Annotated in this window: 24 protein-coding genes and 4 tRNA genes; 19 read left to right on the forward strand and 9 right to left on the reverse strand. The window is 67.0% G+C overall.

What is annotated here, in order from left to right:
* Nucleotides 1–223: 223 nt before the first annotated feature.
* Nucleotides 224–643, reverse strand: a complete 420-nt coding sequence (locus tag HMPREF3113_RS06375) for a hypothetical protein (RefSeq protein ID WP_070471494.1) — start codon at nt 641–643, stop codon at nt 224–226.
* A gap of 118 nt (nt 644–761) precedes the next feature.
* Here HMPREF3113_RS06375 and sufT point away from each other — a divergent pair, with 118 nt between their 5' ends.
* From sufT to HMPREF3113_RS06390, 3 genes are all read left to right on the forward strand, one after another.
* The gene (sufT, locus tag HMPREF3113_RS06380) at nt 762–1,313 is read left to right on the forward strand and encodes a putative Fe-S cluster assembly protein SufT (RefSeq protein WP_019182393.1); all 552 of its coding nucleotides are present in this window, start codon (nt 762–764) and stop codon (nt 1,311–1,313) included.
* A gap of 57 nt (nt 1,314–1,370) precedes the next feature.
* Complete coding sequence (locus HMPREF3113_RS06385; protein WP_070471495.1) at nt 1,371–2,468, forward strand: branched-chain amino acid aminotransferase; 1,098 nt, start codon at nt 1,371–1,373, stop codon at nt 2,466–2,468.
* A 577-nt stretch (nt 2,469–3,045) separates the two neighbouring features.
* The gene (locus HMPREF3113_RS06390; protein WP_070471496.1) at nt 3,046–4,791 is read left to right on the forward strand and encodes a S8 family peptidase; all 1,746 of its coding nucleotides are present in this window, start codon (nt 3,046–3,048) and stop codon (nt 4,789–4,791) included.
* Between the two features lie 76 nt (nt 4,792–4,867).
* Here the strand turns inward: HMPREF3113_RS06390 and HMPREF3113_RS06395 are convergent, their stop codons facing one another.
* The 3 genes from HMPREF3113_RS06395 to wrbA all read right to left on the reverse strand — a co-directional run bounded on the left by HMPREF3113_RS06395 (nt 4,868) and on the right by wrbA (nt 6,391).
* On the reverse strand, nt 4,868–5,353 hold the full coding sequence (locus HMPREF3113_RS06395; protein ID WP_026070231.1) for an asparaginase domain-containing protein: 486 nt from the start codon (nt 5,351–5,353) through the stop codon (nt 4,868–4,870).
* A gap of 103 nt (nt 5,354–5,456) precedes the next feature.
* Nucleotides 5,457–5,804 (reverse strand): DUF2069 domain-containing protein, encoded by a 348-nt coding sequence (locus HMPREF3113_RS06400; RefSeq protein WP_070471497.1) that lies wholly within the window; start codon nt 5,802–5,804, stop codon nt 5,457–5,459.
* Nucleotides 5,801–6,391 (reverse strand): NAD(P)H:quinone oxidoreductase, encoded by a 591-nt coding sequence (gene wrbA, locus HMPREF3113_RS06405; protein WP_019186096.1) that lies wholly within the window; start codon nt 6,389–6,391, stop codon nt 5,801–5,803. Before wrbA ends, HMPREF3113_RS06400 begins: the two co-directional genes overlap by 4 nt.
* A 132-nt stretch (nt 6,392–6,523) precedes the next feature.
* Between wrbA and HMPREF3113_RS06410 the strand changes: the two genes are divergently transcribed.
* Together HMPREF3113_RS06410 and HMPREF3113_RS06415 are read left to right on the forward strand one after the other, a co-directional pair.
* Nucleotides 6,524–7,798, forward strand: coding sequence for a YihY family inner membrane protein (locus HMPREF3113_RS06410; protein WP_070471498.1), 1,275 nt, complete (start codon nt 6,524–6,526; stop codon nt 7,796–7,798).
* Nucleotides 7,795–8,358 (forward strand): TlpA family protein disulfide reductase, encoded by a 564-nt coding sequence (locus tag HMPREF3113_RS06415; RefSeq protein WP_019186098.1) that lies wholly within the window; start codon nt 7,795–7,797, stop codon nt 8,356–8,358. Before HMPREF3113_RS06410 ends, HMPREF3113_RS06415 begins: the two co-directional genes overlap by 4 nt.
* A 111-nt stretch (nt 8,359–8,469) precedes the next feature.
* Here the strand turns inward: HMPREF3113_RS06415 and ppk2 are convergent, their stop codons facing one another.
* Genes ppk2 through hemA form a run of 4 tightly spaced genes read right to left on the reverse strand, consistent with a single transcriptional unit; the run spans nt 8,470 to nt 13,397 of the window.
* The gene (ppk2, locus tag HMPREF3113_RS06420; RefSeq protein ID WP_070471499.1) at nt 8,470–9,249 is read right to left on the reverse strand and encodes a polyphosphate kinase 2; all 780 of its coding nucleotides are present in this window, start codon (nt 9,247–9,249) and stop codon (nt 8,470–8,472) included.
* A 51-nt stretch (nt 9,250–9,300) separates the two neighbouring features.
* Nucleotides 9,301–11,010, reverse strand: a complete 1,710-nt coding sequence (locus tag HMPREF3113_RS06425) for an O-linked N-acetylglucosamine transferase, SPINDLY family protein (protein WP_070471500.1) — start codon at nt 11,008–11,010, stop codon at nt 9,301–9,303.
* Nucleotides 11,011–11,035: 25 nt separating this feature from the next.
* Nucleotides 11,036–12,121, reverse strand: coding sequence for a peptide chain release factor 1 (gene prfA / locus HMPREF3113_RS06430; RefSeq protein ID WP_070471501.1), 1,086 nt, complete (start codon nt 12,119–12,121; stop codon nt 11,036–11,038).
* A complete protein-coding gene (hemA, locus tag HMPREF3113_RS06435) occupies nt 12,099–13,397 on the reverse strand; it encodes a glutamyl-tRNA reductase (RefSeq protein ID WP_019186102.1) in 1,299 nt (432 codons plus the stop codon). Before hemA ends, prfA begins: the two co-directional genes overlap by 23 nt.
* Nucleotides 13,398–13,462: 65 nt before the next feature.
* On the opposite strand from hemA, the gene HMPREF3113_RS06440 reads away from it, so the two are divergent.
* The 8 genes from HMPREF3113_RS06440 to ychF all read left to right on the forward strand — a co-directional run bounded on the left by HMPREF3113_RS06440 (nt 13,463) and on the right by ychF (nt 20,387).
* Nucleotides 13,463–15,151, forward strand: a complete 1,689-nt coding sequence (locus HMPREF3113_RS06440; protein ID WP_175440334.1) for a tetratricopeptide repeat protein — start codon at nt 13,463–13,465, stop codon at nt 15,149–15,151.
* The gene (gene lolB / locus HMPREF3113_RS06445; RefSeq protein WP_070471503.1) at nt 15,148–15,807 is read left to right on the forward strand and encodes a lipoprotein insertase outer membrane protein LolB; all 660 of its coding nucleotides are present in this window, start codon (nt 15,148–15,150) and stop codon (nt 15,805–15,807) included. The genes HMPREF3113_RS06440 and lolB overlap by 4 nt, the downstream gene beginning before the upstream one ends.
* Nucleotides 15,804–16,673, forward strand: a complete 870-nt coding sequence (ispE, locus tag HMPREF3113_RS06450; RefSeq protein ID WP_070471504.1) for a 4-(cytidine 5'-diphospho)-2-C-methyl-D-erythritol kinase — start codon at nt 15,804–15,806, stop codon at nt 16,671–16,673. The genes lolB and ispE overlap by 4 nt, the downstream gene beginning before the upstream one ends.
* Before the next feature lie 9 nt (nt 16,674–16,682).
* Nucleotides 16,683–16,759, forward strand: a tRNA-Gln gene (locus HMPREF3113_RS06455).
* Between the two features lie 136 nt (nt 16,760–16,895).
* Nucleotides 16,896–17,855: a ribose-phosphate diphosphokinase gene (locus HMPREF3113_RS06460; RefSeq protein WP_026070235.1), complete on the forward strand. Its 960-nt coding sequence runs from the start codon at nt 16,896–16,898 to the stop codon at nt 17,853–17,855.
* 113 nt (nt 17,856–17,968) lie between these two features.
* Nucleotides 17,969–18,583, forward strand: a complete 615-nt coding sequence (locus HMPREF3113_RS06465) for a 50S ribosomal protein L25/general stress protein Ctc (protein WP_019186107.1) — start codon at nt 17,969–17,971, stop codon at nt 18,581–18,583.
* 80 nt (nt 18,584–18,663) lie between these two features.
* Nucleotides 18,664–19,242, forward strand: a complete 579-nt coding sequence (gene pth / locus HMPREF3113_RS06470; protein ID WP_019186108.1) for an aminoacyl-tRNA hydrolase — start codon at nt 18,664–18,666, stop codon at nt 19,240–19,242.
* A gap of 53 nt (nt 19,243–19,295) precedes the next feature.
* Nucleotides 19,296–20,387, forward strand: a complete 1,092-nt coding sequence (ychF, locus tag HMPREF3113_RS06475; protein WP_019186109.1) for a redox-regulated ATPase YchF — start codon at nt 19,296–19,298, stop codon at nt 20,385–20,387.
* Between the two features lie 551 nt (nt 20,388–20,938).
* Here ychF and HMPREF3113_RS06480 read toward each other — a convergent pair.
* Nucleotides 20,939–23,686, reverse strand: coding sequence for a TonB-dependent receptor plug domain-containing protein (locus tag HMPREF3113_RS06480; RefSeq protein WP_070471505.1), 2,748 nt, complete (start codon nt 23,684–23,686; stop codon nt 20,939–20,941).
* A 228-nt stretch (nt 23,687–23,914) separates the two neighbouring features.
* Between HMPREF3113_RS06480 and HMPREF3113_RS06485 the strand changes: the two genes are divergently transcribed.
* The 6 genes from HMPREF3113_RS06485 to HMPREF3113_RS06510 form a co-directional block, all read left to right on the forward strand.
* Nucleotides 23,915–24,871, forward strand: coding sequence for a cyanophycinase (locus HMPREF3113_RS06485; protein WP_254665250.1), 957 nt, complete (start codon nt 23,915–23,917; stop codon nt 24,869–24,871).
* Between the two features lie 108 nt (nt 24,872–24,979).
* Nucleotides 24,980–25,990, forward strand: a complete 1,011-nt coding sequence (locus HMPREF3113_RS06490; RefSeq protein WP_070471507.1) for an isoaspartyl peptidase/L-asparaginase family protein — start codon at nt 24,980–24,982, stop codon at nt 25,988–25,990.
* A gap of 138 nt (nt 25,991–26,128) precedes the next feature.
* Nucleotides 26,129–26,214, forward strand: a tRNA-Tyr gene (locus HMPREF3113_RS06495).
* 28 nt (nt 26,215–26,242) lie between these two features.
* Nucleotides 26,243–26,316, forward strand: a tRNA-Gly gene (locus HMPREF3113_RS06500).
* Between the two features lie 47 nt (nt 26,317–26,363).
* Nucleotides 26,364–26,439 (forward strand) — tRNA-Thr (locus tag HMPREF3113_RS06505).
* A gap of 41 nt (nt 26,440–26,480) precedes the next feature.
* Nucleotides 26,481–26,680 (forward strand): GTP-binding protein (locus HMPREF3113_RS06510; protein WP_240790714.1); only part of this gene is annotated, 200 nt, incomplete at its 3' end.

The raw sequence follows: 26,680 nt of genomic DNA on the forward strand, positions 1-26,680 counted from the left end.
AGTAACCCGGTAGTGCCGGCCGCTGGCCGGCTCCCGCGATGCATCAGCAACCCGGTAGTGCCGGCCGCTGGCCGGCTCCACGCAACGCGTGAATACCAATGCGTCTTCGCCCAAGCGTCATGAAGAGCCGGCCAGCGGCCGGCACTACCAATACCCGGGATTCAGCGACCCGACGCATCCGTCGATACCCGGGATGCGGCGACCCGAAGCCTCCGTGGGGCGGTTACTTCGCCACCCACCAGCCGATCACCAGCGCCACGCCCAGCCACAGCCATTCCACCGCGCCGTTGGCCAGGCCGCTCAGGGTCCACGCCAGATAGGGCCCCATGCGCAACGCTGATTCCCACGGGGTGAGCCCCATCGAGCCGCCCAGGTAGGCCGAGGCGATCCCCCAGTTGGCCGCCAGCGCAACCAGCACGGTGGCCAGCACGGTCAGCACCACCCGGGGGGCACCGGCGCGCAGGGTGCCCAGGCGCAGCATGAACGCGACCTCCAGCGCGGCCACAACCGCCATCCAGCTGGCCTGGCGGCCGGTGAGCAGGGCGATGAACAACCAGGCCAGCGTGGCCGTGACAACACCAAGCAGAAACAGCGGGGGCCAGAGCCAGTGGCGGCTCCGGACAGGCACGGACGTGGGCGACATGCAATCTTCCTGTAAGTCCCCACAGGATACCGGCTTGCGGGGTGACCGGCGCGTGGGCGGCCACTGGGCTAAAATGGTCGCCTTGCGGGAATTGGCCGCGACCCCCATATCGATCCACATGTATTCCCGTAGCAGTGAACCTGTCCACTTCGAACGCGACTGCGAGGCCGTCATGGTCCCGCAGGGCGAAACGGTCACGCTGCCCGCTGGCAGCTATGGCTATATCACCCAGGCCCTGGGTGGCAGCTATACCGTCTTTGTCGAAGGCAATCTGTTCCGCATCGCCGGCAAGGATGGCGACGCCATCGGCAAGGAAGCGCCCCCGGCGCTGGAACTGCCCGCCGATGCCTCCGACGAGGAGGTCGAAAAACTGGTGTGGCAGCAGCTGCGCACCTGCTTCGATCCGGAGATCCCCTTCAACATCGTCGATCTGGGGCTGGTCTATGAAGTGGACCTCAAGCACCTGGACGACGGCCAGCGCGAGGTCGACATCAAGATGACCCTCACTGCGCCCGGCTGCGGCATGGGCGAGATCCTCGTCGATGACGTGCGCAGCAAGCTGGAAATGATCCCGACGGTGGCCGAGGCCGACGTCGAGCTGGTGTTCGACCCGCCGTGGGGCCGTCACATGATGTCCGAGGCCGCCCGGCTCGAAACCGGCATGCTGTAACCGCCCATCGCCAGCCGGCGTCACGGCGTTCCCCGTAACCAGAACAGGAAATATCCGGTGTCCCAGTCTTCCGTGAGCTTCAACACCACCCGTTCCGCCCAGCCGCGCAGCAGCGAGGAGCGTGAGCGCATCCTGGCCGCCCCCGGTTTTGGTCTGCACTTCACCGATCACATGGTGGAAGTGCGTTGGGACAAGGACACCGGCTGGCACGATGCCGTGGTGCGCCCGTACGGTCCGCTGCAGCTGGACCCGGCCGCCGCGGTGCTGCATTACGGCCAGGAAATCTTCGAAGGCATCAAGGCCTACCGCCACGCCGATGGCTCGATCTGGACCTTCCGCCCGGAGGCCAACGGCCGCCGCCTGCAGCGTTCGGCCCAGCGCCTGGCGCTGCCGGAACTGCCGGTGGAGATCTTCGTCGAATCGCTCAAGCAGCTGATCGCCGTGGATGCGTCGTGGGTGCCCTCGGCCGACGAATCCAGCCTGTACTTCCGTCCCTTCATGATCGGCGATGAAGCCTTCCTCGGCGTGCGCGGCGCGCACAAGGCCGGCTACTACGTCATCGCCAGCCCGGCCGGCCCGTACTTCGCCAAGGGCGTGGCGCCGGTCGCGATCTGGCTGTCCACCGAGTACGCGCGCGCGGGCAAGGGCGGCACCGGCGCGGCCAAGTGCGGTGGCAACTACGCCGCCTCGCTGCTGCCGCAGCAGAAGGCGCAGGCACAGGGCTGCTCGCAGGTGCTGTTCCTGGACCCGGTCGAAGGCAAGTACCTGGAAGAACTGGGTGGCATGAACGTGTTCCTGGTCTACAAGGACGGCACCCTGGTGACCCCGGCGCTGTCGGGCAGCATCCTGGAAGGCATCACCCGTGAAAGCATCCTGCAGCTGGCCCGCGACCGCGGCATGAAGGTCGAAGAGCGCAAGGTCACCCTGGAGGAGTGGAAGGACGGCGTGAACTCCGGCGAGATCGTGGAAGCGTTCGCCTGCGGTACCGCTGCGGTGGTCACCCCGATCGGCCAGCTCAAGGGCGAAGGCTTCTCGGTGGGTGACATCAACGCCCCGGCCGGCGAAGTGACGATGTCGCTGCGCAAGGAACTGACCGACATCCAGTACGGCCGCCTGCCGGACCGTCACGGCTGGCTGGTCCGCCTGGACGCCTGAGTCCTCGGGCTCTGAGCGGAAGCATCGAAAACCCGCCTGGCGACAGGCGGGTTTTTTGTTGCCCGTTCGCCACCGCGCCGGTGGTGCTCCCCCAAGACAGGCCGCGCAGCGTTTGACATCGGTAGTGCCGGCCGCTGGCCGGCTCTGCAGCATTCCGCGGAGCCGGCCAGCGGCCGGCACTACGGGATGGTCGGGGAGCCGGCCAGCGGCCGGCACTACTGTCCTGCGGTGGCAGTGGCGTAAGTGATTGATGCGCAAGTGTTGTCCCGGATTTGTCGGCCGCGACAGCCATTTCAGACAATCCGTGGCGCAATCGGACCTCCCGAAAGGCCGTGAGCGCCTTCACTTTCACAAACCCTCGACCCGGAAAGTCTCAGATCCGACATTTCATGTCACTGAAGTGCAGCTGAAACATTGTTGATCGGCCAGTCATTCACTAGCGTCGCGATGGGCGGTTTGATTCAGGGGAACCGATCCACTCACCGGGCCGATCCGCGCCATCGATTGCAGCAGCCCCCGGATCGGACCTGGATTCTCCGCCGCGACGACGGCATTCACTGTCTGAAAGGGAAATCCGATGTCTCATGTCTCGCAACACCGTTTGCGTCAGCGTGCATTGGTTGTACTGGGCGCGTCCGTTCTGTCGCCCCTGCTGCTGGCCACCCCGGCCTTCGCCGGCGATGTGCAGTTGAGCGGCCTGTCCTCGGCGCCGACCCATCAGCGCTTCATCGTGAAGTACAAGGATGGCAGCACCGAGGTCGCCACCCCGACCGCGCTGGCCAGTTCGCTCAAGGCCGCCGCGGCGGCGGTACCGGCCGCCCAGGGCCGCGCGCTGGGGCTGCAGAAGCTGCGCCAGCTGGCGATCGGCCCGACCGTGGTCAAGGCCGACCGGCCGCTGGACCGTGCCGAAGCCGAACTGCTGATGCGCCGCCTGGCCGCCGACCCGAGCGTGGAATACGTCGAGGTCGATCAGCTGATGCAGGCCACCCTGGTGCCCAATGACACCCGGTTCTCCGAACAGTGGGGCTTTGGCACCAGCAATGCCTCGATCAACGTACGCCCGGCCTGGGACAAGGCCACCGGCGCCGGCGTGGTGGTGGCGGTGATCGACACCGGCATCACCAACCACCCCGACCTCAACGCCAACCTCCTGCCCGGCTACGACTTCATCAGCGACGCGGCGATGGCGCGCGACGGCGGTGGCCGCGACAACAACCCCAACGACGAAGGCGACTGGTACGCCGCCAACGAATGCGGCTCGGGCATTCCGGCCTCCAATTCGAGCTGGCACGGCACCCACGTGGCCGGCACCGTCGTGGCGGTGACCAACAACAGCACCGGCGTGGCTGGCACGGCCTTCAATGCCAAGGTCGTGCCGGTGCGCGTGCTCGGCAAGTGCGGCGGCTACACCTCCGACATCGCCGACGCCATCGTCTGGGCCTCTGGCGGCACCGTCAGCGGCGTCCCGGCCAACGCCAACCCGGCCGAAGTGATCAACATGTCGCTCGGTGGCGGTGGCAGCTGCTCCACCACCTACCAGACCGCGATCAACGGCGCCGTCTCGCGTGGCACCACGGTGGTCGTGGCGGCCGGCAACAGCAACACCAACGTCTCCTCCTCGGTACCGGCCAACTGCGCCAACGTCATCGCGGTAGCCGCGACCACCTCGGCCGGCGCCCGCGCCAGCTTCTCCAACTACGGCACCGGCATCGACATCTCCGCGCCGGGGCAGGGCATCCTCTCCACCCTCAACAGCGGCACCACGGTACCGGGCAGTGCGTCCTACGCCTCCTACAACGGCACCTCGATGGCGGCACCGCACGTGGCCGGCGTGGTCGCGCTGGTCCAGTCCGTCGCGCCCACCGCGCTGAGCCCGGCCGCCATCGAAAGCCTGCTCAAGAGCACCGCACGGCCCTTGCCGGGCGCCTGCTCCGGCGGTTGCGGCGCGGGGATCGTGGACGCCGATGCGGCGGTGACCGCCGCGCTCAACGGCACCGGCCCGGGCCCGGGTACCGGCACCGTGCTGCAGAACAATGTGCCAGTCACGGGCCTGGGCGCTGCCAGCGGTGCCTCGCTGGCCTACACCGTGACCGTGCCCTCGGGCAGCAGCCAGTTGAAGGTCACCATCGCCGGCGGCAGTGGCGATGCCGATCTGTACGTCCGCAACGGCAGCGCGCCGACCGATACCGTCTACACCTGCCGCCCGTACCTGAGCGGCAACAACGAAACCTGCACGATCAGCGCCCCCGCGGCCGGCACCTGGCATGTGCGGGTGAAGGCCTACTCGACCTTCTCCGGGGTCACCCTGACCGCGCAGTACTGATCGCTTTCCCATCGCACCAACGCAGAACGCCCCGGCATGCCGGGGCGTTCGTTCGATCAACACGCTGCGCCAGGGATTACGCCGCTTCGAACCGGTTCGCGGCGACGTTCTTGCGCACCTGCTCCGGATTCCAGATCCGGCCGTTCATCGCGATGTACACACCGCTCGGCAGCGACTGCACCGCACCGATCGCGCAGCCGATGTTGAACTCCGCATCCGAACCGCGGAACCGTGCCGGGCTCAGCGCGCCGGTCATGACGATGGTCTTGTCGGTGATCGACTTCAGCACCTGGCCCGTCTGCACCATCGAGTCGGTGCCGTGGGTCACCAGCACATGCCGGGTCGGCTGCGCGGCGATTGTCGCCCGGATCAGCTCGCGGTCCTCGTCGGTGATGTGCAGCGAATCCTTGCGCAGGATCGGAATCACGTTGAAACGGAAGGTCACGCCCAGCTCGCGCAGGATCATCCCGATCTGCGGATCACCGATCTGATAGTCCGACTTGTCGTCGAAGTAGATCTTGTCGATCGTGCCACCGGTGGTGATGATCAGTAGTTCTTCCATTGCAAGCATCCTGGGTACCAGACAGAAGGGCACGGAACCGCCGCGCCGACCGGTAGATGATACGGCTGACGCCCGCCCGATGCAGGCTTGCGACGCTACACGGTCAGCCGGTTGTGGTCTTCCGCCCGAAGCGCCGCCGCAGCCCCGGCGCGCTCGCCACCCCGATCACCGCCAGCGCCAGCGCCAGCTCGAGCCACCCCCACAACGCGACCTCCGGGTGGCTCCAGGCGCTCATCACCCCGTGGCTGAACCAGAACAGCGCCAGCACCCCGGCCCAGAACATTGCCTTGCCCCGCCGCACCAGCACGCCCAGCGCCAGCAGCAGCGGCGGCAGGGTGAAGACCAGCTGGCTGGCCAGCCAATGCTTGTCCTGCGCGAACCAGACCGCGAACAGCACCGCCAACGCCACCAGCAGCAGGGCCAGCACGATCTCCTGCGCCCGGGTGCTCACGCCAGCCGCCGTGCGATATCGGCCACCCGCCGCCCCAGCGCCCGCGCCAGGATGCTTTCATCCTCGCTCGGCACCGGGTTGTCGTCCGCCCCGGCCACATGGCTGGCGCCATACGGCGTGCCCCCGGTCGTGGTGTGGCTCAGTGCCGGCTCGGTGAAGGGGATGCCCACGATCAGGCAGCCGTGGTGCAGCAGCGGTACCTGCATCGACAGCAGGGTCGACTCCTGCCCACCGTGCAGCGAGGCCGTGGAGGTGAACACCCCGGCTGGTTTGCCGGCCAGGGTGCCGTTGACCCATTCCGCGCCCAGCCCGTCCAGGAAGTGCTTCACCGGCGCGGCCATGTTGCCGAACCGGGTCGGGCTGCCCAGCAGCAGCCCCGTGCACTCGGCCAGATCGGCCACGCTCACATACGGCGCACCGTCTTCGGGCACCGGGGGCAGGGCCGTCTGTGTCACCGCGGCCACCGGCGGCACCGTGCGCAGCCGCGCGCTCATGCCCGGCACCTCGCCGATGCCGCGCGCAATCTGGCGGGCAAGCCGTGCCACTGAACCGCCACGGCTGTAATACAGCACCAGGATCTCCGCCATTTCGCTTTCATCTCGTTGCGTCCGATGCAGGCAGTATGGCAACGCAGCCCGCTCAGGGCGAGGTCCGTGGCGGGCCGGCCGCCGTGAGCAGGCGTGCATGCCGCACACCCGTCATCGGGTACCCTTGCGCCGATGGAACCTCTCGATACGATCAACCTGTGGATCGAACGCGTCCGGGACCGCGCGCGCACGATCAGCTTCGGCCGCTTCCTGTGGCGCCGTTTCCTTGATGACCGTCTGTTCCAGGCGGCCGCCTCGCTGGCCTACACCACGGTGTTCGCGCTGGTGCCGCTGGCCATCGTGGTGTTCGGGGTGCTCTCCGCGTTCCCGGTGTTCGACCGCTGGAGCGACACCCTCAGCGACTACGTGTTCTCCAACTTCGTGCCCAACGCCGCGCGCGCCGCCGAAGGCTACCTGCGCCAGTTCTCGGCCAGCGCCGGGCAGCTCACTGCCGCCGGCTTCATCGCGCTGGTGGTGTCGCTGCTGATCACCCTCAACAGCGTGGAAGAAACCTTCAACCAGATCTGGCGGGTGAGCTCGACCCGACCGAAGCTGACCCGCTTCCTGGTCTACTGGACCGTGCTCACCCTCGGCGCCATGCTGGCGGCGGCGTCGCTGGCGGTCTCGGCGCGGGTGTTCGCGTTGCCCCTGTTCGGCACCAGCGAAGGCCGCTGGCTGGCCAACGTGTCACTGACCGTCGTCCCGATCCTGATCGAATTCCTCTGCATCATGCTGGTCTACCGCGTGGTGCCGCACCACACGGTCAAATGGCGGCATGCCATTCCCGGCGCGATCCTGGCCGCGATCATGCTCGAGCTGGTGAAGTGGGGCATGGGCGCCTACCTGGGCAGCTTCCAGTCCTACCAGAAGCTCTACGGCACGGTCGCCTTCGTGCCGATCCTGCTGCTGTGGATCTACCTGTGCTGGGTCTCGGTGCTGCTCGGCGCCTCGCTGGCCTCCTCGATCGCTGCGTTCCGCTACCAGCCGGCCGACCTGCGCCTGCCGGTGGGCTACGAGATCTACGGCCTGCTGCGGCTGATCGGCCGCTTCCACCAGGCGCGCGCCGATGGCCGCAGCCTGGATGACGACGAGATCCTGCGGCTGGAGCCGATGCTGACCGATTCGCTGCTGCATACCCTGCTGTGCGATCTGGAAGCGATCCGCGTGGTCCGCCGCGACGAGCAGGGCGAGTGGCTGCTGGCGCGCGACCTGGACAAACTCACCCTGGCCGACCTGTACGAGACCACGCAGATGCGGATCCCGATCAAGGAAGCCTACCTGCCGTATCGCGACGACAGCCTGGGCACGGCCTCGGTGGCCGCACTGGACACGCTGCGCCTGCCGCTGCGCGAACTGCTCAAACGCCGCGTCAGCGATATCTATTCGACCCCCGGAGACAAACCATGACCGCCAAGCCCCTGCTGCTGGCCCTGGGCCTGCTGACGCTGGCCGCCTGCAACAAGCCCGCTGCACAGAGCGAGGCCACTGCGCCCGCCGCCCCGGCCCCGATCGATGAACCGGCTGTGCCGCCGACCGACGCGGTGCCGGCCACCGAGCGCAGGACCGTCGAACAGCCGACGCTGAAAGCCAAGGCGCTGGACGGCACCGACTACGATCTGGCCGCTCACCGCGGCAAGTGGGTGGTGGTGAACTTCTGGGCGACCTGGTGCGCCCCATGCCGCAAGGAAATGCCCGAGCTCTCCGCGCTGCACGCGATGCGCAATGAAATCGAGGTGGTCGGGCTGGCCTTCGAGGACATCGAACCGGCCGAGATGAAGGCCTTCCTGGAGAAGCGTCCGGTCACCTATCCGATCGTGATCGTGGATACGTACAACCCGCCGGAAGACTTCGCGATCCCGCGCGGCCTGCCGATGACCTACCTGATCGCGCCGGATGGCAAGGTCGCCAAGGAATTCCTCGGCCCGGTCACCGCGCATGACATTGAAGCGCGGATCAAGGAAGGCTGATCCTCACGGGCATGCCGGCGGATACCCGGCATGCCTGTGCCTCGCAGCGCCGGTAGATCCACGCCATGCGTGGATACGGAATGCATGAAAGCATCCACGCATGGCGTGGATCTACCCGACGACGAAGGGTTCAATCGGCTTCAAGACCCCGAAGTGCTCCTTGTGCAGCTTGCCCTTCAACGGCGGCAGCGCCAGCACCGGTTCGTCCACGCGGGTATCGGGCAGGCGATCGAGCAGGTTGCGGATCAGGCCCAGCCGCCCGCGTTTCTGGTCGTTGAAGTCCACCAGCGTCCACGGGGCATCATCGTTATGCGTCGCGCGCAGCATCGCTTCGCGGCTCTCGGTATAGGCGCTGTACTTGCTGCGTGATTCCAGGTCCACCGGCGAGAGCTTCCAGCCCTTGAGCGGATCGAGGTGGCGTTCGGCGAAACGCTTTTCCTGCTGCGCCTGGTCCACGCTGAGCCAGTATTTGAACAGCACGATGCCGTCGTCGATCAGCAGCTTTTCGAACACCGGCGCCTGCGCCAGGAAGCTGCGGTACTGCGCCTCGGTGCAATAGCCCATCACGTGCTCGACCCCGGCACGGTTGTACCAGCTGCGGTCCATCAGCACGATCTCACCGGCCGCCGGCAGGTGCGAGACATAGCGTTGGAAATACCATTGCGTGCTCTCGCGGTCGGTCGGCTTGGGCAGCGCGACCACCTTGCACTGGCGCGGATTGAGATGCTCGGCGATCGCCTGGATCGCACCGCCCTTGCCCGCGGTGTCGCGGCCTTCGAACAGCACCAGCACCCGCTGTCCGGTGTGCTGCACCCAGCGCGCCATCGCCGCCAGTTCCAGTTGCATCGGTTCCAGCAGGGCCTGGTAGTCCTTGCGCTTGAGCTTGCCCATCGGCGTGCCTCGGTGATTCACAGGGAAGCCCGAGCCTAGCGCAGCCGATGCTCAGGCGATGTGTGGGCCCTGCCAGCCGCGTTCGCGTGCGAGCGTTTCGATCACCTCGGTGAGGTCGCGCGCGAAACCGGCCATGTCGAACAGGCCGCTGTCCTCGCGGCGTTGCGCCAGCGTGGCGCGCGCGGCCTGCAGCGCGGCCGGGTCATTGCCCAGGCGCACTGCGGTGGCCACGAACGCGGCATCATCGGCGACGTTGAAATCGTGCATGCCCAGGTGATGATTCAGGCTGCCGGCCACGCGCGAGGCGAACGTCGTGCCGGGGCAGGTCAGTACCGGGCAGCCGGCCCACAGCGCATCCGAAGCGGTGGTGTGGGCGTTGTAGGGATGGGTGTCCAGGAACAGGTCGGCGTGCTGGTAACGCGCCAGGTAGTGCGGGTGGGGCAGGCGCGGCATGAACACTAGTCGCGCCGGATCCAGCTGCGCCTGGCGTGCCGCGCTGCGCAGCCGCGCGTCGGCATTGCCCGGGCCGGAGAGCAGCCACAGCACGCTGCCCGGTATGCCCTGCAGCACCGCCAACAGCCGCTGCATGCTGCGCGGGTTGAGCTTGTAGCTGTTGTTGAAGCAGCACAGCACCATGCCCTGCGCCGGCAGGCCGCAGTCCTCGCGCGACGGTGCCGGTTCCAGCACGCGGGTGTTGTCCGAGGGCTGGAACGCGCGCGGCAGGCGCCGCACGTTCTCACTGAAGGCCGGCACCAGCGCGTCGGGCAGCACGAAGGCATCGGCCAGCACATGATCGATCCACGGCGCGCCGGAGGTGCCCGGGTAGGCGAGCCAGTTGACCTGCACGGGCGCCGGCCGCATCGCCAGCACCTGCGGCGTTCCGCCACCGCCCCAGCCGCGCAGATCGAACAGCACATCGATGCCCGCCTCGCGGATGCGTCGGGCGATGTGCTGATGCGGCTGCGCGCTGACATCGTGCAACGTGTTTGCCGCCTGCCGCAGGCGCTGGCGGATGGGGCTGCCGTCGTCCCCGGTGAGCGCGAACAGATGCAGCTCGAGCATGCCCTGCGCGCGCAGCTGTTCGAACAGCGCCACGGTCAACAGGCCGGTGGGATGTGCGCCGAAGCCGTTGGAAAGAAAGCCGACCCGCAACCTGCCCGCGTGGCGCACCCCGGAAGGCGGCAACCGCGCGATTCCCTCGGCTAGCGCTGCCGCACGTTGCCGCGCACAGGCAAGCTGCTCGGCGGCGCTGCTGTCTTCGCTGAGAAAGGCGAACGGCTCGACCACGGCCTGGCCCTGGGCGACGGCCTGGCGTACCCGCGCCGACAGCCGATCCAGGTCGCGCCAGTCGCACAGGCGGCGTTGCCAGTTGAGCAGCTGCGCGGTGATGTAGGGCTCGCTGGGCAGCAGACGGTGCGCATGGCGATACGCATCGGCGGCCGCTTCGGGCTGACCAGCGTCTTCCAGTGCGTGGCCAAGCCACAGCGTGATCCCGGGGTGCTGCGGCGCGCGATCGGCGGCCTGGCGCAGCAGGGTGGCCGCTTCATCATGGCGACCCTGCATCCAGCGTGCGCGACCGAGCCGGGCCAGTGCCTCGGGATGGTCGCCGCGCAGCTGCAGCGCGCGCGCTGCAGCCTGCTCGCCGGCACGCACGTCGCCGGCCTCCAGCTCGGCGTCGGCCAGCATCACCCAGGCAATGAAATCCGTCGGTTGGCGCTGGACGGCCTGACGCAGCTGCAGACGCTGCGGATCGGCACTCATCGTGGCCGCTCCGCGGCGGGCATGCTCAGCTGCCCTCCGCGAGCCGGGCCAGCTCGTCGGCCTGGTGTTCGTGGGTCAGGCGGCTGACCAGTGCATCCAGATCGCCGGTCAGGATGTTGGGCAGGTCGTACAGGGTCAGCCCTTCCACGCGGTGGTCGGTGATCCGGCCCTGCGGGAAGCTGTAGGTCCGGATGCGCTGTCTGCGGTCGCCACTGCCGACCTGCAGCCGGCGGCTTTCGGCCTGGGCGGCGGCCTGCTTGCTGCGTTCGGTGTCCAGCAGCTGCGCTTTCAGGCGCTTCATCGCCTTGTCGCGGTTGGCGTGCTGGCTGCGCTCGGTCTGGCATTCCACCACCACGCCGGTCGGCAGGTGGGTGATGCGGATCGCCGATTCGGTCTTGTTGACGTGCTGGCCGCCGGCGCCGGAGGAGCGGTAGGTGTCCACGCGCAGGTCGGCCGGGTTGATCACCACGTCCTCCACGTCGTCTGCCTCGGGGATGATCGCCACGGTCGCCGCGGAGGTATGGATGCGCCCCTGCGACTCGGTCGCCGGCACGCGCTGCACGCGGTGCGTGCCCGATTCGAACTTCAGCCGCGAGAACGCCCCCCGGCCGACCACGCGCGCCACGACTTCCTTGTAGCCGCCATGTTCGCCGGGGTTGTCCGATTCGATCTCGACCTTCCAGCCCTGGCGCTCGGCGTAGCGGGCGTACATGCGGAACAGATCGCCGGCGAAGATCGCCGCCTCGTCACCGCCGGTACCGGCGCGCACTTCCAGGAACAGGTTGCCGTCGTCGCGAGGATCGCGCGGGACCAGCAGCAGGGCCAGTTCCTCGTCCAGCTGCTGCAGGCGCTGCTGGGCGGCCGTGATTTCCTCGTCGGCCAGCTCGCGCAGGTCCGGGTCTTCGCGCATCGCTTCGGCGGCGGCGAGATCGGCCTTGGCACGGGCTTCGTCGGCCAGCGCGTTGGCGACCGGCTCCAGCTGCGAAAACTCGCGCGAGAGCGTGCGGAAGCGGTCGTTGTCGCCGACCACGGCCGGGTCGGACAACAGGCGTTCCAGTTCTTCGCGGCGCTCGGCCAGCGCTTCCAGCTTACGGCGCAGGGTCGGCGTCATCATTCCTCGCTACATCGGTACGCACGGCAGGGTGCTGGTAACCCGGCTTGGCCGGGAACAGGCGCTCGGCGGCGCGGGTGAGTTCAGTATCGCCGCTGAGCGCGGCCGCGCGCAGGGCGGCGGTCGGCGGGTGCAGCAGGCGGTTGGTCAGGCCGTGCGCGAGCAGTTCGAGCACTTCCTCGGGTGATTTGCCATGGGCCAGCTGCTGGCGGGCTTTCTCCAGCATCTCCACGCGGGTCGCTTCGCCGTAGGCGCGCAGCTGCCGCAGCGGGGCCTGGTGCACGCTGGCCTGCAGGGTTTCCACGAACCGGGCGACCTGCAGCTCGATGATCGCTTCGGCCTCGGCCGCGGCTTCCCGGCGGCTGCGGCGGTTGTCTTCGACCGCCCGCTCCAGATCGTCCACGGTGTACAGGAAGGCATCGGCCAGTTCACCCACGCCGGCCTCGATATCGCGGGGCACGGCCAGATCGAACAGCAGCATCGGCTTGTGCTTGCGCGTCTTCAACGCGGCAGCGACGTGCGCACGGGTGATCACCGGCTCGCGCGCGGCGGTGGCCGAGAACACCACGTCGGCCTCGCCCAGGTGGCGGTCCAGTTCGCTCAATGGCAGGGCGACGCCGCCATGCCGGCTGGCCAGCTCCTGCGCATGGGCGAGGGTACGGTTGGCGATCAGCAGCCGGCGTACGCGCCCTTCGCTGAGATGGCGTGCGGCCAGTTCGATGGTCTCGCCGGCGCCGACCAGCAGCACGGTGGAATCTTCCAGCCGTGCGAACGAGTTCTGCGCCAGCCGCACCGCGGTGGAGGCCACCGAGACCGGGTTGGCACCGACGCGGGTATCGGTGCGGGCGCGCTTGGCCACCGAGAAGGTCTGCTGGAACAACCGGTCCAGGCGCTGGCCGAGCAGGCCGTGGTCGCGGGCGAGCGCCCAGGCGTCCTTCACCTGGCCCAGGATCTGCGGCTCGCCCAGCACCATCGAATCCAGCCCGGTGGCCACCCGGAACAGGTGGCGCACCGCATCGGCGTCGGCGTGCTGGTAGAGATACCCATGCAAGGTGCCGGCGTGCGACTCCAGCCACTGCGCCAGTGCATCACCGGACTCGGCCACCGCATACAGCTCGGTGCGGTTGCAGGTGGAGAGCAGGACCGCCTCGGCCACCTGCGGGGTATCGCGCAGCGACGCCAATGCCTGGGGCAGGGCGTCGCCGCCAAAGGACGCGCGTTCGCGCAGTTCCACCGGCGCGGTCTGGTGATTCAGTCCGAGCACCCACAGGGTCATTGTTCAGTTGCTTGCGATAAGCTGCTGGCCATTCAAGTCGTCATTTTAAGGCTCAGATGCCCCCGATGCCCGCATTGATTCGCATCTCCAGCGTTCTGCTGCTGTCTTTGTTCACCGCCAACGCCCTGGCCGCCCCCCCGGCAGCCCCGGCCAAAGGCAAGGACAGCACGGCCGAGGCGGTCCCCCTGGCCCCGGTCATGGCGGGCGAATTCGCCCTGCAGGCAGGCAAACTGGGCGACGCCGCGCGCTGGTACCTGGAGGCGGCCGAGGCCAGTGAAGGCGATGCCGGCCTGGCCGAGCGCGCCTCCCGGATCGCCATGCTGGCCAACGATGACAAGCGCGCCGCCCGCGCGCTGGCCCTGTGGGAGCAGCGTGCGCCGCGCTCACTGGCCATGCGCAGCAGCACCGCCGCGCTGGACATGCGCCAGAACAAGGTGAAGGCCGCCCGCACCGAACTGCAAGCGCTGCTCAAGGACCCGGACCCCACCGCCTGGAAGTTCGCGATCGGCGCCCTGATCAGCGGCGGCAGCGATCCCAAGGTGCCGGCCCAGGTGCTGGGCGAGCTGGTCGATGCCAACGCGATCCCCGACCGCTTGGAGGTCTGGCAGGAGTTCGGCCGGCTGGCGATGCGCATGGAGCAGCCCGAGCTGGCCCGGCGCATGGTCGACGAGGTGGTCAAGCGCTTCCCCGATGAACCACGCGTGGCCCTGCTGCATGCCAGCCAGCTCAACCAGGCCGGCAAGACCGATGAGGCCCTGGCCCTGCTGAAGGGCGTGGAGCCCAGGACCACCCAGGACCCGGAGCTGCGCAATGCGGTCGCGATCTCCTACGACCTGATGGGCCAGCCCGCCGCCGCCGAGCGCGTGCTGGCGGTCGGTCCGCAGGATGTGCAGACCTACGGCATGCGTGCGTCGCTGCTGGCCAAGCAGAAGGACGACCCGGGCCTGCTGGCCCTGTATACCGACATCTCCCGGCAGGCGACCAAGCCGGACCCGGCCCAGCGCCTGCTGCTGGGCAAGATCGCCGAGTACCTCAAGCGCTACGAGGAAGCGGTCAACTGGTACCACAGCGTGCCCGGTGGCCCGGAGCGCGATGAGTCGCGGCTGCGGGCGGCCAATGCGCAGAACGAGCTGGGCCGCACCGACAAGGCGCTGGCCGAAGTGCACGCCATCCAGTCCGATGCCACCGTCGATGACGATGCCCGCCGCGATGCCTATCTGCTCGAGGCCGAGCTGCGCCAGCGCGGCAACGACGATGCCGGTGAACTGGACGCGCTGGCCCGTGGCCTGGCGGCGTATCCGGATGAGAACGCGCTGTTGTATGCCCGCGCCCTGGCCTGGGAGCGTCGCGACGACATCCCGCGCGCCGAGGCCGACCTGCGCAAGGTGCTGGTCACCGACCCGGAAAACATCGCCGCGCTCAACGCGCTCGGCTATACCTTGGCCGACCGCACGCAGCGTTATCAGGAAGCCTTGGAACTGATCGACCGTGCGCGCGTGGCCGAGCCGGACAACGCCGCCATCGTCGACAGTTACGGCTGGGTGCTGTATCGCCTGGGCCGCAACGAAGAAGCACTGGTGCAGCTGCGCCGCGCCTGGACGCTGGCCAAGGATGCGGAGATCGCCGCGCATGTGGGCGAGGTGCTGTGGGTGTTGAACAAGAAGGACGAGGCGCGCCATTTCTTTGAAGAGGCGCGCAAGCTGGACCCGGACAACCGCGCCCTGCAGCGCGTGATCGAGAAATACGGCGTATGAATCTGCTCTCCCTGAAGGCCGCGTTTGCCGCGGCCGTGGCGTTGTCGCTCTCCGCCTGTGTATCCCTGGATGAGCGCAAGGCGCCCTCCGCCCCGACCGTGGTCACCGCTGTTTCGCCCGCTGCGCAGCAGGCCGAGGCCGAGCGCGTCGCCGCCGTGCGCGCCTCGCCGGCCTGGTCGTTCCAGGGCCGGGTGGCGATCAGCAAGGGCAAGAACGGTGGCAACGGCCGCATCGACTGGCAGCAGCAGGCCCAGGAGTACGTGGTCGAACTCAGTGCCCCGGTCACCCGGCAGAGCTGGAAGCTGACCGGCGACAGCCAGCACCAGGGCGGGCGGTTGGAAGGCCTGGAGGGCGGCACGCGCGAAGGCGAAGACGCCCAGCAGGTTCTGCTGGAGGCCACCGGCTGGGATATCCCGGTCAACCAGCTGCCCGAGTGGGTACGCGGCCTGGTGGCCGACGCCGCGCCGGCGGGGCTTATCGAGCGCGACGGCGAAGGTCGTCCGCGCCGTGTGCGGCAGCTCGGGTGGGAGATCCAGTATCTGGACTGGTACCCGGCCGAAGCGGGTCGTCCGGTGCTGCCGCGGCGCATCGAAGCGGTCAATGGCGACGCCAAGGTCCGTCTGGTGGTCGACAGCTGGGTGCTGGCCAGCCCATGAGTACGTTGGATGCGCGCGAGGGTTGGTCGAACTGGCCAGCCCCGGCCAAGCTGAACCTGTTCCTGCACATCACCGGCCGCCGCCCGGACGGTTACCACGCGCTGCAGACCGTGTTCCGTCTGCTCGACTGGGGTGACCGGATCCGGCTGCGGGTCCGCGAAGACGGCAGGATCCGCCGCGAAGGCACCTCGGTGGCGGGGGTGGCCGAAGCCAATGATCTCGCCGTGCGCGCGGCGCTGTTGTTGCAACGTGTCGCGAACGTCGCCCAAGGTGCTGATATCGGCATCGAAAAGCATGTGCCTGCCGGCGGTGGTTTCGGGGGAGGGTCGTCCGATGCCGCCACCGTCCTGGTCGCCTTGAACCGTCTCTGGAACGCCGGCCTGGACGTGGATGCGCTGGCCACGCTGGGGCTGCAGCTGGGCGCGGACGTGCCGGTCTTCGTGCGCGGGCACAACGCCTGGGCCGAAGGCGTGGGCGAACTGCTCACCCCGATCGCACTGCCGCCGGCCTGGTTCGTGCTGGTCCACCCGGGCGTTCACGTGCCGACGCCTGCACTTTTCGCATCACCGGATTTGACGCGGGATGCCCCAGTGGCGAAAATAGCGGACTTCGCTTCCGGGTCTTTGCTCGGGAATGCGTTCGAGCCGGTCCTGCGCCGCCGCGAACCTGCCGTAGAGGCAGCGCTCGCAGCGTTGAGCAGTATCGGCCGGGCACGACTCACCGGGTCGGGAAGCGGTTGTTTCGTCGAATTCGCCACGCGCGCTGCTGCAGAGCAGGGCCTGGCGCAATTGCCGAAGGAACTGCAGGCATGGGTGGCTGCGGGCATGGAGCGCTCGCCACTGCTTGATGTACTCGAGCGTTACTGATTTTGATGCAGGGGCGTCGCCAAGAGGCCCAAGGCACCAGGTTTTGATCCTGGCATTCGGAGGTTCGAATCCTCCCGCCCCTGCCACTAGCGGATATCTGCCGCGACTCCATGCGCATGTCTGCGCGGGCGCGGTGCATACGCCGCGGTGTTGTCACCGCAGACACCTCCGGGTGCCAGCGGCCCAGTTCTCCGCCAATCGCTCCCGCCCGAGACCGTCATGATGCAAGAACACCCCAACCTGCTGGTATTTTCCGGCAACGCCAACAAGCGCCTTGCGCAGAGCATCTGCAAGGAACTGGGGGTGCGGCCTGGCAAGGCGTTGGTGTCGCGCTTCTCCGATGGTGAAGTGCAGGTCGAGATCGAGGAAAACGTCCGCAAGCAGGACGTGTTCGTGATCCAGCCGACCTGCGCGCCCAGCGCAGAGAACCTGATGGAACTGCTGGTCCTGATCGATGCGCTCAAGCGCGCCTCGGTCAACAGTGTCACCGCCGTGGTGCCGTATTTCGGCTACTCGCGCCAGGATCGCCGCATGCGGTCCTCGCGCGTGCCGATCACCGCCAAGGTGGCGGCAAAGATGTTCAGCGCTGTCGGGGCTGACCGGGTACTGACGGTGGATCTGCACGCCGACCAGATCCAGGGCTTCTTCGACATGCCGGTGGACAATGTGTACGCCTCGCCGCTGCTGCTCGCCGATATCTGGCGCGCTTACGGCACGGAGAACCTGATCGTGGTGTCCCCGGACGTGGGTGGTGTGGTGCGTGCGCGCGCCGTCGCCAAGCGCCTGGATGATGCCGATCTGGCGATCATCGACAAGCGCCGGCCGCGCGCCAACGTCTCCACCGTGATGAACATCATCGGTGACGTCGAAGGCAAGACCTGCGTGATGGTCGATGACATCGTCGATACCGCCGGCACCCTGTGTGCGGCTGCCGCAGCCCTGAAGGCGCGTGGCGCCCTCAAGGTCGCCGCGTACTGCACCCACGCCGTGCTCTCGGGCCCGGCAGTGGACAACATCAACAACTCCCAGCTCGATGAGCTGGTGGTGACCGACACCATCCCGCTGCGTGAAGAGGCGCGGGTGTGCAGCAAGATCCGCCAGCTCAGCGTGGCGGAAATGCTGGCCGAAACGATGCGCCGCATCGCCTTCGGCGAGTCGGTCAGCTCGCTGTACGTGGATTGATTTTTTCCGCCCGCCGGCAACGGTGGGTGGTTTCCCCGGGGGCATCTGGTCGCGGATGTCCCCTCATCGCTTCGCCATCACGGCGTGGCAAACAACGAAGGTAGTAAACCAGCATGGCCAAGAATCATGAAATCAAGGTCGTCCAGCGCGAACTGCAAGGCAAGGGTGCGAGCCGCCGCCTGCGTGGCGCTGGCCAGATCCCGGCGATCATCTACGGCGGCGACGTCGAGCCGAGCGTCATCCAGCTCAACCACAACGAAATCTGGCTGGCCCAGCAGAACGAGTGGTTCTACTCGTCCATCCTGGACCTGAACCTGGACGGCAAGGTCACCAAGGTGCTGCTGCGTGACATGCAGCGCCACCCGTTCAAGCAGCTGATCCTGCATCTGGATTTCCTGCGCGTGAACGAGAACGAAGCGCTGACCGCCAACGTCCCGCTGCACTTCATCAACGAAGACAGCTCGCCGGCCGGCAAGGCTGCCGACGTCGTGGTCACCCACGAACTGAAGGAAGTGAGCATCACCTGCCTGCCGAAGGACCTGCCGGAGTCGATCGACGTCGACCTGGCCGACCTGAAGGCTGGTGACGTGATCTACCTGTCGGACATCAAGCTGCCGAAGGGCGTCGAGATCCCGGCCCTGGCCCAGGGCAAGGACCATGACGACGCGATCGTCACCGCCAAGCTCGGCAAGGAAGAAGCTGCCGACGAAGCGCCGGCTGCAGAGTAAGTGATTGCGGCGCCTGTCCTTCGGGGCAGGCGCCGTTTCTGTATGTACCGGCACAGGGCGGGTACCGACGAAGAAGAGTGATGACAGGATTGCGATTGATCGTTGGCCTGGGCAACCCCGGACCCGAGCACGCCCAGACCCGGCACAATGCCGGGTTTCGTTTCATTGACGCCCTGGTGGAACAGGCCGGCGCGCGCTGGAGCGTGGACAGCAAGTTGTTCGGCGAGACCGCCAAGGTCGACATCGCCGGCCAGCCGGTGTGGCTGCTCAAGCCCGCCACCTTCATGAATCTCAGTGGCAAATCGGTCACCGCCGCGCAGCGCTTCTGGAAGATCGAACCGGAACAAACCCTGCTGGCGCACGACGAGCTGGACCTGCCGCCCGGCGTGGCGCGGCTCAAGTTCGATGGCGGCCACGGCGGCCAGAATGGCCTGCGCGACACCATCCGCCTGCTCGGCCATGGCAGATTCCATCGCCTGCGCATCGGCATCGGCCATCCCGGCCACAAGGACCGCGTGGTCCCGTGGGTACTGGGCCGTGCCGGCAAAGACGATGATGTGCTGATCGGTCGTGCCATCGAAGATGCGATCGACGTGCTGCCGCTGGCGGTATCCGGCGATTACAGTGAGGCGATGAAGCGCCTCCACACCCCGAAATAACCACGGTGTACCGACCAACGGTCGGTACCTACCACCCCCAGAGGTTGTCAAAGATGGGTATCAAATGCGGCATCGTCGGTCTGCCCAATGTCGGCAAATCGACCCTGTTCAATGCGCTGACCAAGGCGGGCATCGCGGCGGCCAACTTCCCGTTCTGCACGATCGAACCGAACGTCGGCATCGTGCCGGTGCCCGATCCCCGTCTGAACGAGCTGGCCGCGATCATCAACCCGCAGAAGGTCATCCCGACCGCAGTGGAGTTCGTGGACATCGCCGGCCTCGTCGCCGGCGCGGCCAGCGGTGAAGGCCTGGGCAACAAGTTCCTGGCCCACATCCGCGAAGTCGATGCGATCACCCATGTGGTGCGCTGCTTCGAGAACGCCGACGTCATCCACGTCAACAACAAGGTCGACCCGCTGTCGGACATCGACACCATCGATACCGAACTGGCCCTGGCCGATCTGGACAGCGTCGAGAAGGCACTGAACCGCGCCGAGCGCGCGGCCAAGGGCGGCGACAAGGATGCGGCCGCCCGCAAGCCGGTGCTGGCCAAGCTGCAGGCCGCACTGGCCGATGGCAAGGCAGGCCGCACCGCCGGCCTGGACGAGGAAGAGAAGGCGCTGGTCCGTGACCTGTTCCTGCTGACCCTCAAGCCGGTGATGTACATCGCCAACGTGCTGGAAGACGGCTTCGAGAACAACCCGCATCTGGATGCCGTGCGCGCCCGTGCCGCCGAGGAAGGCGCGCAGGTGGTGCCGGTGTCGGCGGCGATCGAAGAAGAGCTGTCGCAACTGGATGACGAAGACCGCGATACCTTCCTGGCCGATCTCGGCCTGACCGAGCCGGGTCTGAACCGCGTGATCAACGCGGCCTACAGCCTGCTCGGCCTGCAGACCTACTTCACTGCCGGTGTGAAGGAAGTCCGCGCATGGACCGTGCGCAAGGGCGCCACCGCTCCGCAGGCCGCCGCCGTGATCCATACCGACTTCGAGAAGGGCTTCATCCGCGCCGAAACCATCGCGTATGACGACTTCATCAAGTACAAGGGCGAGGCCGGTGCCAAGGAAGCGGGTCGTCTGCGCCTGGAAGGCAAGGAATACCGCGTCCAGGAAGGCGACATCCTGCACTTCCGCTTCAACGTCTGAGTTCCTCGCACGTTGATGCCCGCAACGCCCCGCCCTGAGCGGGGCGTTTGCGTTTTTGGGAGCGCATTCCACACCCGACATGGACTGGATAAAAAATGACCAGGCACCGAAACCCTTGCCTGGTATGCCTCCGCCTCACTTGTCCACAACAAACCCCCACGCCTCTCCACGCACCATGTGGAAAACCCGCGCGCGGTAGTGCCGGCCGCTGGCCGGCAACCCATCTGACCCGCCCGCCAGCGACGTGGACAATTTCTGACCACCACTGAAAACCGTTGCAGTGCATCGCTCACCCGGGGTTGTCCACAGCAAACCCCCATCGCTTTCCACGGTGTGTGTGGAAAACCGCGATCCGCGGCTGGACAAAAAATAGCCACGCCCTGAAAGCATTGTGCCGCATGGCTTGCATGCACTTGTCCACACCAAACCCCCATGGCTTTCCACGTGGCGTGTGGAAAACACGGTGGCCGCGCCGCATCGCGGGCAACGCGCAAAAAAAAGACGGAGGCAATGCCTCCGTCCTTGATCCCCTATCGGCAGTGAAACGGCGCTTACAACGCCGTACCGCCAAACTTGTGGGTGTACTGCAGGTTGATCGTCCGGCCCACGGTGTCGAACCAGGAGACGTCGTAGTACGGATACGGCGTGTACGTCACATCCTTCGGCGGCAGCTTGTTGGCGATGTTGACCACCGACAGCGACAGGCGCGAATGATCATCGAAGCGGTACTGCAACGACACGTTGTAGCGGTACGTCGCCCCGATCCACGGGCTGTCGCCGCTGTCCGGATCGAAACTCTGGTCATAGCTGTCGTACGTTGGCAGTTTGCCCAGGCGCGAGCCGTACAGCGTGGCCGACCACGCCGCGTTCTCCCAGGTCACGCTCGCACTGGTCTTGGTGCGCGGGATATCGAAACCGCTGTTGACCGCGAATTGGTCTTCGACCACATCGCCCGCGAACTGCTGGAAATCGTGCGTCTTCACCCAGGTGTGGTTGCCGCTGAAGATGAAGTCGCCGATCCCGGTGCCCAGGCGGTAGCGCAGGCCCACATCGATGCCGCGCGTGGTTTCGCGCGCGATGTTGATCGGGCTCACATGCACGCCGTAGAGGCGGCCATCGCTGGTGCGGGTGACCCGGCTGATCGCATCCACGCAGGTTGGCGAGGCCGCATCGGCGCCGCCCAGGCGGCAGGCCGCCTCATCGCGCAGGATCGTGCTCACGTCCATGTCCTGCACCTGGTCGCGCATGTCGATGTCGAACCAGTCCACCGACAGGTCCAGCCCCACCGCCGGCGACCACACGAAGCCAGCGCTCCACGAGGTGCTGGTTTCCGGATCCAGCTTGCGGTTGCCCTCGCGCGTGCGGATCAGGTTCTCTTCGTAATCCGAGCAGTCATCGCCGCCGTCCACCGCGCAGGTGTAGTAGTCGTTGGCACTGGTTTCATCGTTGCCCGGGCCGGCATACACGTAGTGCAGGTCCGGCGCGCGGAACGCGGTGCCGTAGGAGCCGCGCACCAGCAGCGTGTCGATCGGGCGCCACTCCAGGCCGCCGCTCCAGGTCGCCTTGCCGATGGTGTTGCCGGAATAGCGGTACTGGTCGAAACGACCGGCCACGCTCACGTTGAATGTGTCATGCAACGGCAGGCGCAGCTCGGCCGCGGTCGCCCAGCGGTTGCGGCTGCCGTGACCGTCCGAATCCTTCCAGCTGTAGTAGTAGTACTGCGTCGCCAGCGGGTCGGGATTGAGCGCGTAGGACTGATTGCCGAACTCGGCCGTCGCCGCGAAGCCGGCCTTGCCGCCTGGCAGCTCGAACAGCTCGCCGTTGGTCAGGGTCAGCGCGGCGGTATCGGTACGCGACTTCGGGGTATAGGTAGTACGCGCGGCGATCGCGTCGTACTCGCCGCGGCTCAGTGGCCGGTACAGGCGCGCCGGGTCGGCGTTGAACACCGGGAACACGTTGTCGTCGTCATCGGTGTACTCGCCCAGCTGCTCGCCCAGGAACAGGGCGTTGGCCTTGGCGGCGATGATCTGCGGCCAGCGGATGCTGGACTGGTACTGTGAATGGCTCAGCGAGGCCTCGTATTCCCAGTCTGCACCGAGCGCGCCCTTGAAGCCGGTGGTCACGCTGAAGGTCTTCTGCGTGCTGCGTACCATGCCGTTGTTCAGCCCGCCCATTTCCTCGGGCGAGAACTGGCGCTGCCAGAACTCCACCTGGTCGGTGGCCTGGTTGTAGAAGTAGCCGTCCTCGTTGCCGTCGGCGGCCATGCGGCCCCACTGGGTGACGTCGCGCATCAGCGCCAGGTCGTGGTAGCCCATCTGCACGTCAGCAAACCATTCCGCGCCATTGTCGAAGGCGTAGCGCAGCGAGGCATAGCCGTTGGCACCGCGGCGCTTGCTCAGGATCGTGCCGTAGCCGATCGAGCGGTCGCTGCCGCAATAGAAGCCATAGCGCGCCCGTTCGGCGTACTGGGTGCTGCCGTTGTTCTGGCCGGCCAGCGCATCGCAGGTGGCCTGGCCCGGATCGAGGTAGTCGTCGTTGTAGTCGGTGCGCAGGTAGGCGCGACGCGCGGCGCGGGCGCTCTCGGTCGGCGCGTCCAGGGTGGAATCCTGCTGGCTGCGTTCATATGCCCACAACGGCGTCTGCGACTGCAGTTCCAGGCTGTAGACCGCGCTGAAACGGCCCGCATCGAAACCGCTGGCGATGCTCATGTCGAAGGACTCACCGCCGCCTTCGCTGGTGGTGCCCATGCGCATGTCCACCGTGGTGCCATCCACCTGCTTCTTCAGGATGAAATTGACCACCCCGGCGATCGCGTCCGAGCCGTAGATCGCCGAGGCGCTGCCGGTCAGCACTTCGATGCGCTCGATCATCCCGATCGGGATGTTGGAGACATCGGTGAAGTTGCTGCGGCCCTGGAACGGCATCGGGAAATCGGCGATGCGGCGGCCGTTGACCAGCACCAGCGTGTGGTTGGGGCCGAGGCCGCGCAGGTCGACCTGCTGCGCACCGGGCGAGAAATCAGCGCCGCTGGACGACTGCTGGCTCTGGGTCTCACCGCCGTTCTGAGTCATCGACCGCAGCACGTCGGGCACGCTGGTGAAGCCGCTGGCCTGGATCTGCTCGGCGGTGATGACGGTCACGGGCGCCGGCCCTTCTACCTGCGCGCGTGGAATGCGCGAGCCGGTGACCTGCACCGTATCCAGTTGCTGCACCCCGGGGGCGGGCGTCTGGGCACCCGCGGTCGCGGCCACACCCATCAACGCCAGCTGGATCGACCACGCCATCGCCTGTTTACGCATGAGAATTCTCGAGAAGAAAGTGTCGGCCTCGAGGGAGGCCTGTCCCCCATTCACATTTCGCGAATGGACGGCGCGCATTTAACGCCTTTTTTACGGGGTTGACCACTGCCAGTTTCTCTGGCAAAGAGTGGAAGCGCTTACACCCTCGTTTCATTCAGGGAGGTCAACGTGCACAAGGTTTTCCGGCCGCTCCACGCCTTCCTGTCGCTACTGCTGGCAGCGCTCTCGATGCCCGGCCACGCGCAAGGGATGCGCAGCCTGCAGGACCCGGGCTATCGCTATTACGAGATAGGTGCGGTGGGCGCGCCCCGGGCAGCGCGCACCGAGCCGGCGATGATGCTGATGGGCGGCGGCGAGTGGGTGCCCGCTGCCTTCCAATGGTGGCTGGGGCGCGCCGGCCATGGCCGGGTGGTGATCCTGCGCGCTTCCGGCGCCGATGAGTTGCAGAACCGCCTGTACCGGGACGTCGGCGGGGCGGTCTCGGTCCAGACCCTGGTGTTCAACAGCCGGCGTGCAGCCGATGACCCCGCGGTGCTGGGCGTGATCGCCGCCGCCGATGCGATCTTCATCGCCGGCGGCGACCAGTCGCGCTATATCCGTTTCTGGAAAGGCACGGCGGTGAACGAGGCACTCAACGCACATGTACGTGCTGGCCGGCCGATCGCCGGCACCAGCGTCGGGCTCGCCATACTGGGCGGCTACAGCTATGGCGCGCTGGATGGTGGCAGCGTCACCTCCCGTCGTGCCCTGCGCGACCCCATGGGCAGCGCGGTGACCCTGGACAGTGATTTCCTGGCCATGCCGTACCTGGCCAACGTGGTCACCGATACCCATTTCGGCAAGCGCGACCGGCTCGGGCGCCTGATCGTGTTCGTGGCCCGGGCGGCACAGCGCAGCGGGCAGCAGGACATGGTCGGCCTGGGCGTGGACGAGGACACCGCGCTGTGCGTGGAGGCGGACGGCACCGGCCAGGTGTTCAGTCGGGACGGCGGTTACGCCTGGCTGGTGATGCCGCAGCGCGCCGCCGATCGCCTGCGCGGCGGCAGCCCGCTGGAGTTCCGCGCCATTCCGGTGACCGGGGTGGGCGAGGGCAGCCGCCTGCATCTGGATGGCTTCCGGGTGGACGATGCTGCCTTCCGGATGACGGCCGATATCCGGGAAGGCCGCCTGCAGTTGCACCCGTAGACCCACGCACGCCAGGGGCGTGCGGGCGCTGTCGCGTACGGGTCACGCGCGCGGGTGATCCGTGGCGCGTGCCATGATGCGGGCACCTCCGATCCGAGTGCGTTGCCCATGTCCCGTCCACGCGCATTGCTGCTGTCCCTGTGTCTGCTGAGCCCGCTTGTCCATGCGGCCGAACCGGTGCTGGTCATCCATGGCGGCGCCGGCGTGGAGCGCAGGGATCTCTCGCCGGCCGAGGAAAAGGCGGCGCGCGCGGCCCTGCAGCAGGCCCTGGTGAAGGGGCATGCCGCCCTGGCAGCCGGGAAGCCGGCGCTGGAGGCCGTGACCGCGGCGATCACCGTGCTCGAGGACGATCCCACCTTCAATGCAGGCAGGGGCGCGGTATTCACCCACGATGGCCGCAACGAACTGGATGCCTCGCTGATGGATGGCGCCACCCTCAAGGCTGGCGCGGTGGCCGGCGTGCAGCGCGTGCGCAACCCGATCCTGCTGGCCGAGGCCGTGATGCAGCATTCCCCGCACGTGATGATGGTCGGGCAGGGCGCCGAAGCCTTCGCCACGGACCAGGGCATCACCCTGGTGAACCCGTCGTACTTCCGCACCGACAAGCGCTGGCAGCAGCTGCAGAAGGCTCTCAAGGAAGAAGCCAGCGGCCAGGCCCATGCGGATCTGGAAACGGCGCGCCACTTCGGCACGGTGGGTGCGGTCGCACTCGACAAGGACGGCAGGCTCGCTGCAGGAACCTCCACCGGTGGCATGACGAACAAGCGCTACGGACGTGTCGGCGATTCGCCGATCATCGGTGCCGGCACCTATGCCGATGCCGGTTGTGCGGTATCGGGCACGGGCTGGGGCGAGTACTACATCCGCACCGCGGCCGCGCACGATATCTGCGCGCGCATGCGCTACCTCAAGCAGGGCCCGGAGGAGGCGGGACGCGCGGTGATCAACGAGCGCATTCCCGCGCTCGGGGGCGATGGCGGTGCGATCGTGCTCGCGGCCGACGGCCGCGTGGCGACACCGTTCAACACGCAGGGCATGTATCGCGGCTGGATCGGCGCCGATGGCGTGCCGCATGTGGCGATCTTCGCCAGCGAAACCCTGCCGTTACCGGGCCAATAGCCTGTCCCGGCAAGGCAATTCGAAATTCGTGTGAAAAAATTCAAAAAGGTTGTTGACAGAACCCCCGTTTATCCCCAAAATTCACGGCTCTTCCACCCCACACCGAAAACGCTTCGGCGCCACGGGACAGGGTGGTAAGGAGGGATACCCAAGCGGCCAACGGGGGCAGACTGTAAATCTGCTGGCTTACGCCTTCGGTGGTTCGAATCCACCTCCCTCCACCAGTTTCATGTTGTGGTAAGAGCTTCCGATGCGGGAGTAGTTCAATGGTAGAACCTCAGCCTTCCAAGCTGATGGTGCGGGTTCGATCCCCGTCTCCCGCTCCATTGAATGAATTTGAATATATTCAAATTCGTGCCATAATACAAAACTCGCTCACGTAGCTCAGTCGGTAGAGCACCTCCTTGGTAAGGAGGAGGTCGAAGGTTCGATTCCTTTCGTGAGCACCATCTAAGTGCTACCAATTCAGACGATTTCGAGATAAGCAGCCATGGCCAAGGGTAAGTTCGAGCGCACCAAGCCGCACGTCAATGTCGGCACCATCGGTCACGTTGACCACGGCAAGACCACGCTGACCGCCGCACTGACCAAGATCGGTGCCGAGCGCTTTGGCGGTGAGTTCAAGGACTACTCCGCGATCGACGCCGCGCCGGAAGAGAAGGCACGTGGCATCACGATCTCGACCGCGCA

This window comes from Stenotrophomonas sp. HMSC10F06 (genome assembly GCF_001807865.1).
Lineage (GTDB): Bacteria > Pseudomonadota > Gammaproteobacteria > Xanthomonadales > Xanthomonadaceae > Stenotrophomonas > Stenotrophomonas bentonitica_A.

What these genes read in the sequence shown, in the direction of transcription:
- HMPREF3113_RS06375 (WP_070471494.1), bottom strand. Translation starts at nt 643, where the DNA reads ATGTCGCCCACGTCCGTGCCTGTCCGGAGCCGCCACTGGCTCTGGCCC.
- sufT (WP_019182393.1), top strand. Translation starts at nt 762, where the DNA reads ATGTATTCCCGTAGCAGTGAACCTGTCCACTTCGAACGCGACTGCGAG.
- HMPREF3113_RS06390 (WP_070471496.1), top strand. Translation starts at nt 3,046, where the DNA reads ATGTCTCATGTCTCGCAACACCGTTTGCGTCAGCGTGCATTGGTTGTA.
- HMPREF3113_RS06395 (WP_026070231.1), bottom strand. Translation starts at nt 5,353, where the DNA reads ATGGAAGAACTACTGATCATCACCACCGGTGGCACGATCGACAAGATC.
- wrbA (WP_019186096.1), bottom strand. Translation starts at nt 6,391, where the DNA reads ATGGCGGAGATCCTGGTGCTGTATTACAGCCGTGGCGGTTCAGTGGCA.
- HMPREF3113_RS06410 (WP_070471498.1), top strand. Translation starts at nt 6,524, where the DNA reads ATGGAACCTCTCGATACGATCAACCTGTGGATCGAACGCGTCCGGGAC.
- HMPREF3113_RS06415 (WP_019186098.1), top strand. Translation starts at nt 7,795, where the DNA reads ATGACCGCCAAGCCCCTGCTGCTGGCCCTGGGCCTGCTGACGCTGGCC.
- ppk2 (WP_070471499.1), bottom strand. Translation starts at nt 9,249, where the DNA reads ATGGGCAAGCTCAAGCGCAAGGACTACCAGGCCCTGCTGGAACCGATG.
- HMPREF3113_RS06425 (WP_070471500.1), bottom strand. Translation starts at nt 11,010, where the DNA reads ATGAGTGCCGATCCGCAGCGTCTGCAGCTGCGTCAGGCCGTCCAGCGC.
- prfA (WP_070471501.1), bottom strand. Translation starts at nt 12,121, where the DNA reads ATGACGCCGACCCTGCGCCGTAAGCTGGAAGCGCTGGCCGAGCGCCGC.
- hemA (WP_019186102.1), bottom strand. Translation starts at nt 13,397, where the DNA reads ATGACCCTGTGGGTGCTCGGACTGAATCACCAGACCGCGCCGGTGGAA.
- HMPREF3113_RS06440 (WP_175440334.1), top strand. Translation starts at nt 13,463, where the DNA reads ATGCCCGCATTGATTCGCATCTCCAGCGTTCTGCTGCTGTCTTTGTTC.
- lolB (WP_070471503.1), top strand. Translation starts at nt 15,148, where the DNA reads ATGAATCTGCTCTCCCTGAAGGCCGCGTTTGCCGCGGCCGTGGCGTTG.
- ispE (WP_070471504.1), top strand. Translation starts at nt 15,804, where the DNA reads ATGAGTACGTTGGATGCGCGCGAGGGTTGGTCGAACTGGCCAGCCCCG.
- HMPREF3113_RS06460 (WP_026070235.1), top strand. Translation starts at nt 16,896, where the DNA reads ATGCAAGAACACCCCAACCTGCTGGTATTTTCCGGCAACGCCAACAAG.
- HMPREF3113_RS06465 (WP_019186107.1), top strand. Translation starts at nt 17,969, where the DNA reads ATGGCCAAGAATCATGAAATCAAGGTCGTCCAGCGCGAACTGCAAGGC.
- pth (WP_019186108.1), top strand. Translation starts at nt 18,664, where the DNA reads ATGACAGGATTGCGATTGATCGTTGGCCTGGGCAACCCCGGACCCGAG.
- ychF (WP_019186109.1), top strand. Translation starts at nt 19,296, where the DNA reads ATGGGTATCAAATGCGGCATCGTCGGTCTGCCCAATGTCGGCAAATCG.
- HMPREF3113_RS06480 (WP_070471505.1), bottom strand. Translation starts at nt 23,686, where the DNA reads ATGCGTAAACAGGCGATGGCGTGGTCGATCCAGCTGGCGTTGATGGGT.
- HMPREF3113_RS06485 (WP_254665250.1), top strand. Translation starts at nt 23,915, where the DNA reads ATGCCCGGCCACGCGCAAGGGATGCGCAGCCTGCAGGACCCGGGCTAT.
- HMPREF3113_RS06490 (WP_070471507.1), top strand. Translation starts at nt 24,980, where the DNA reads ATGTCCCGTCCACGCGCATTGCTGCTGTCCCTGTGTCTGCTGAGCCCG.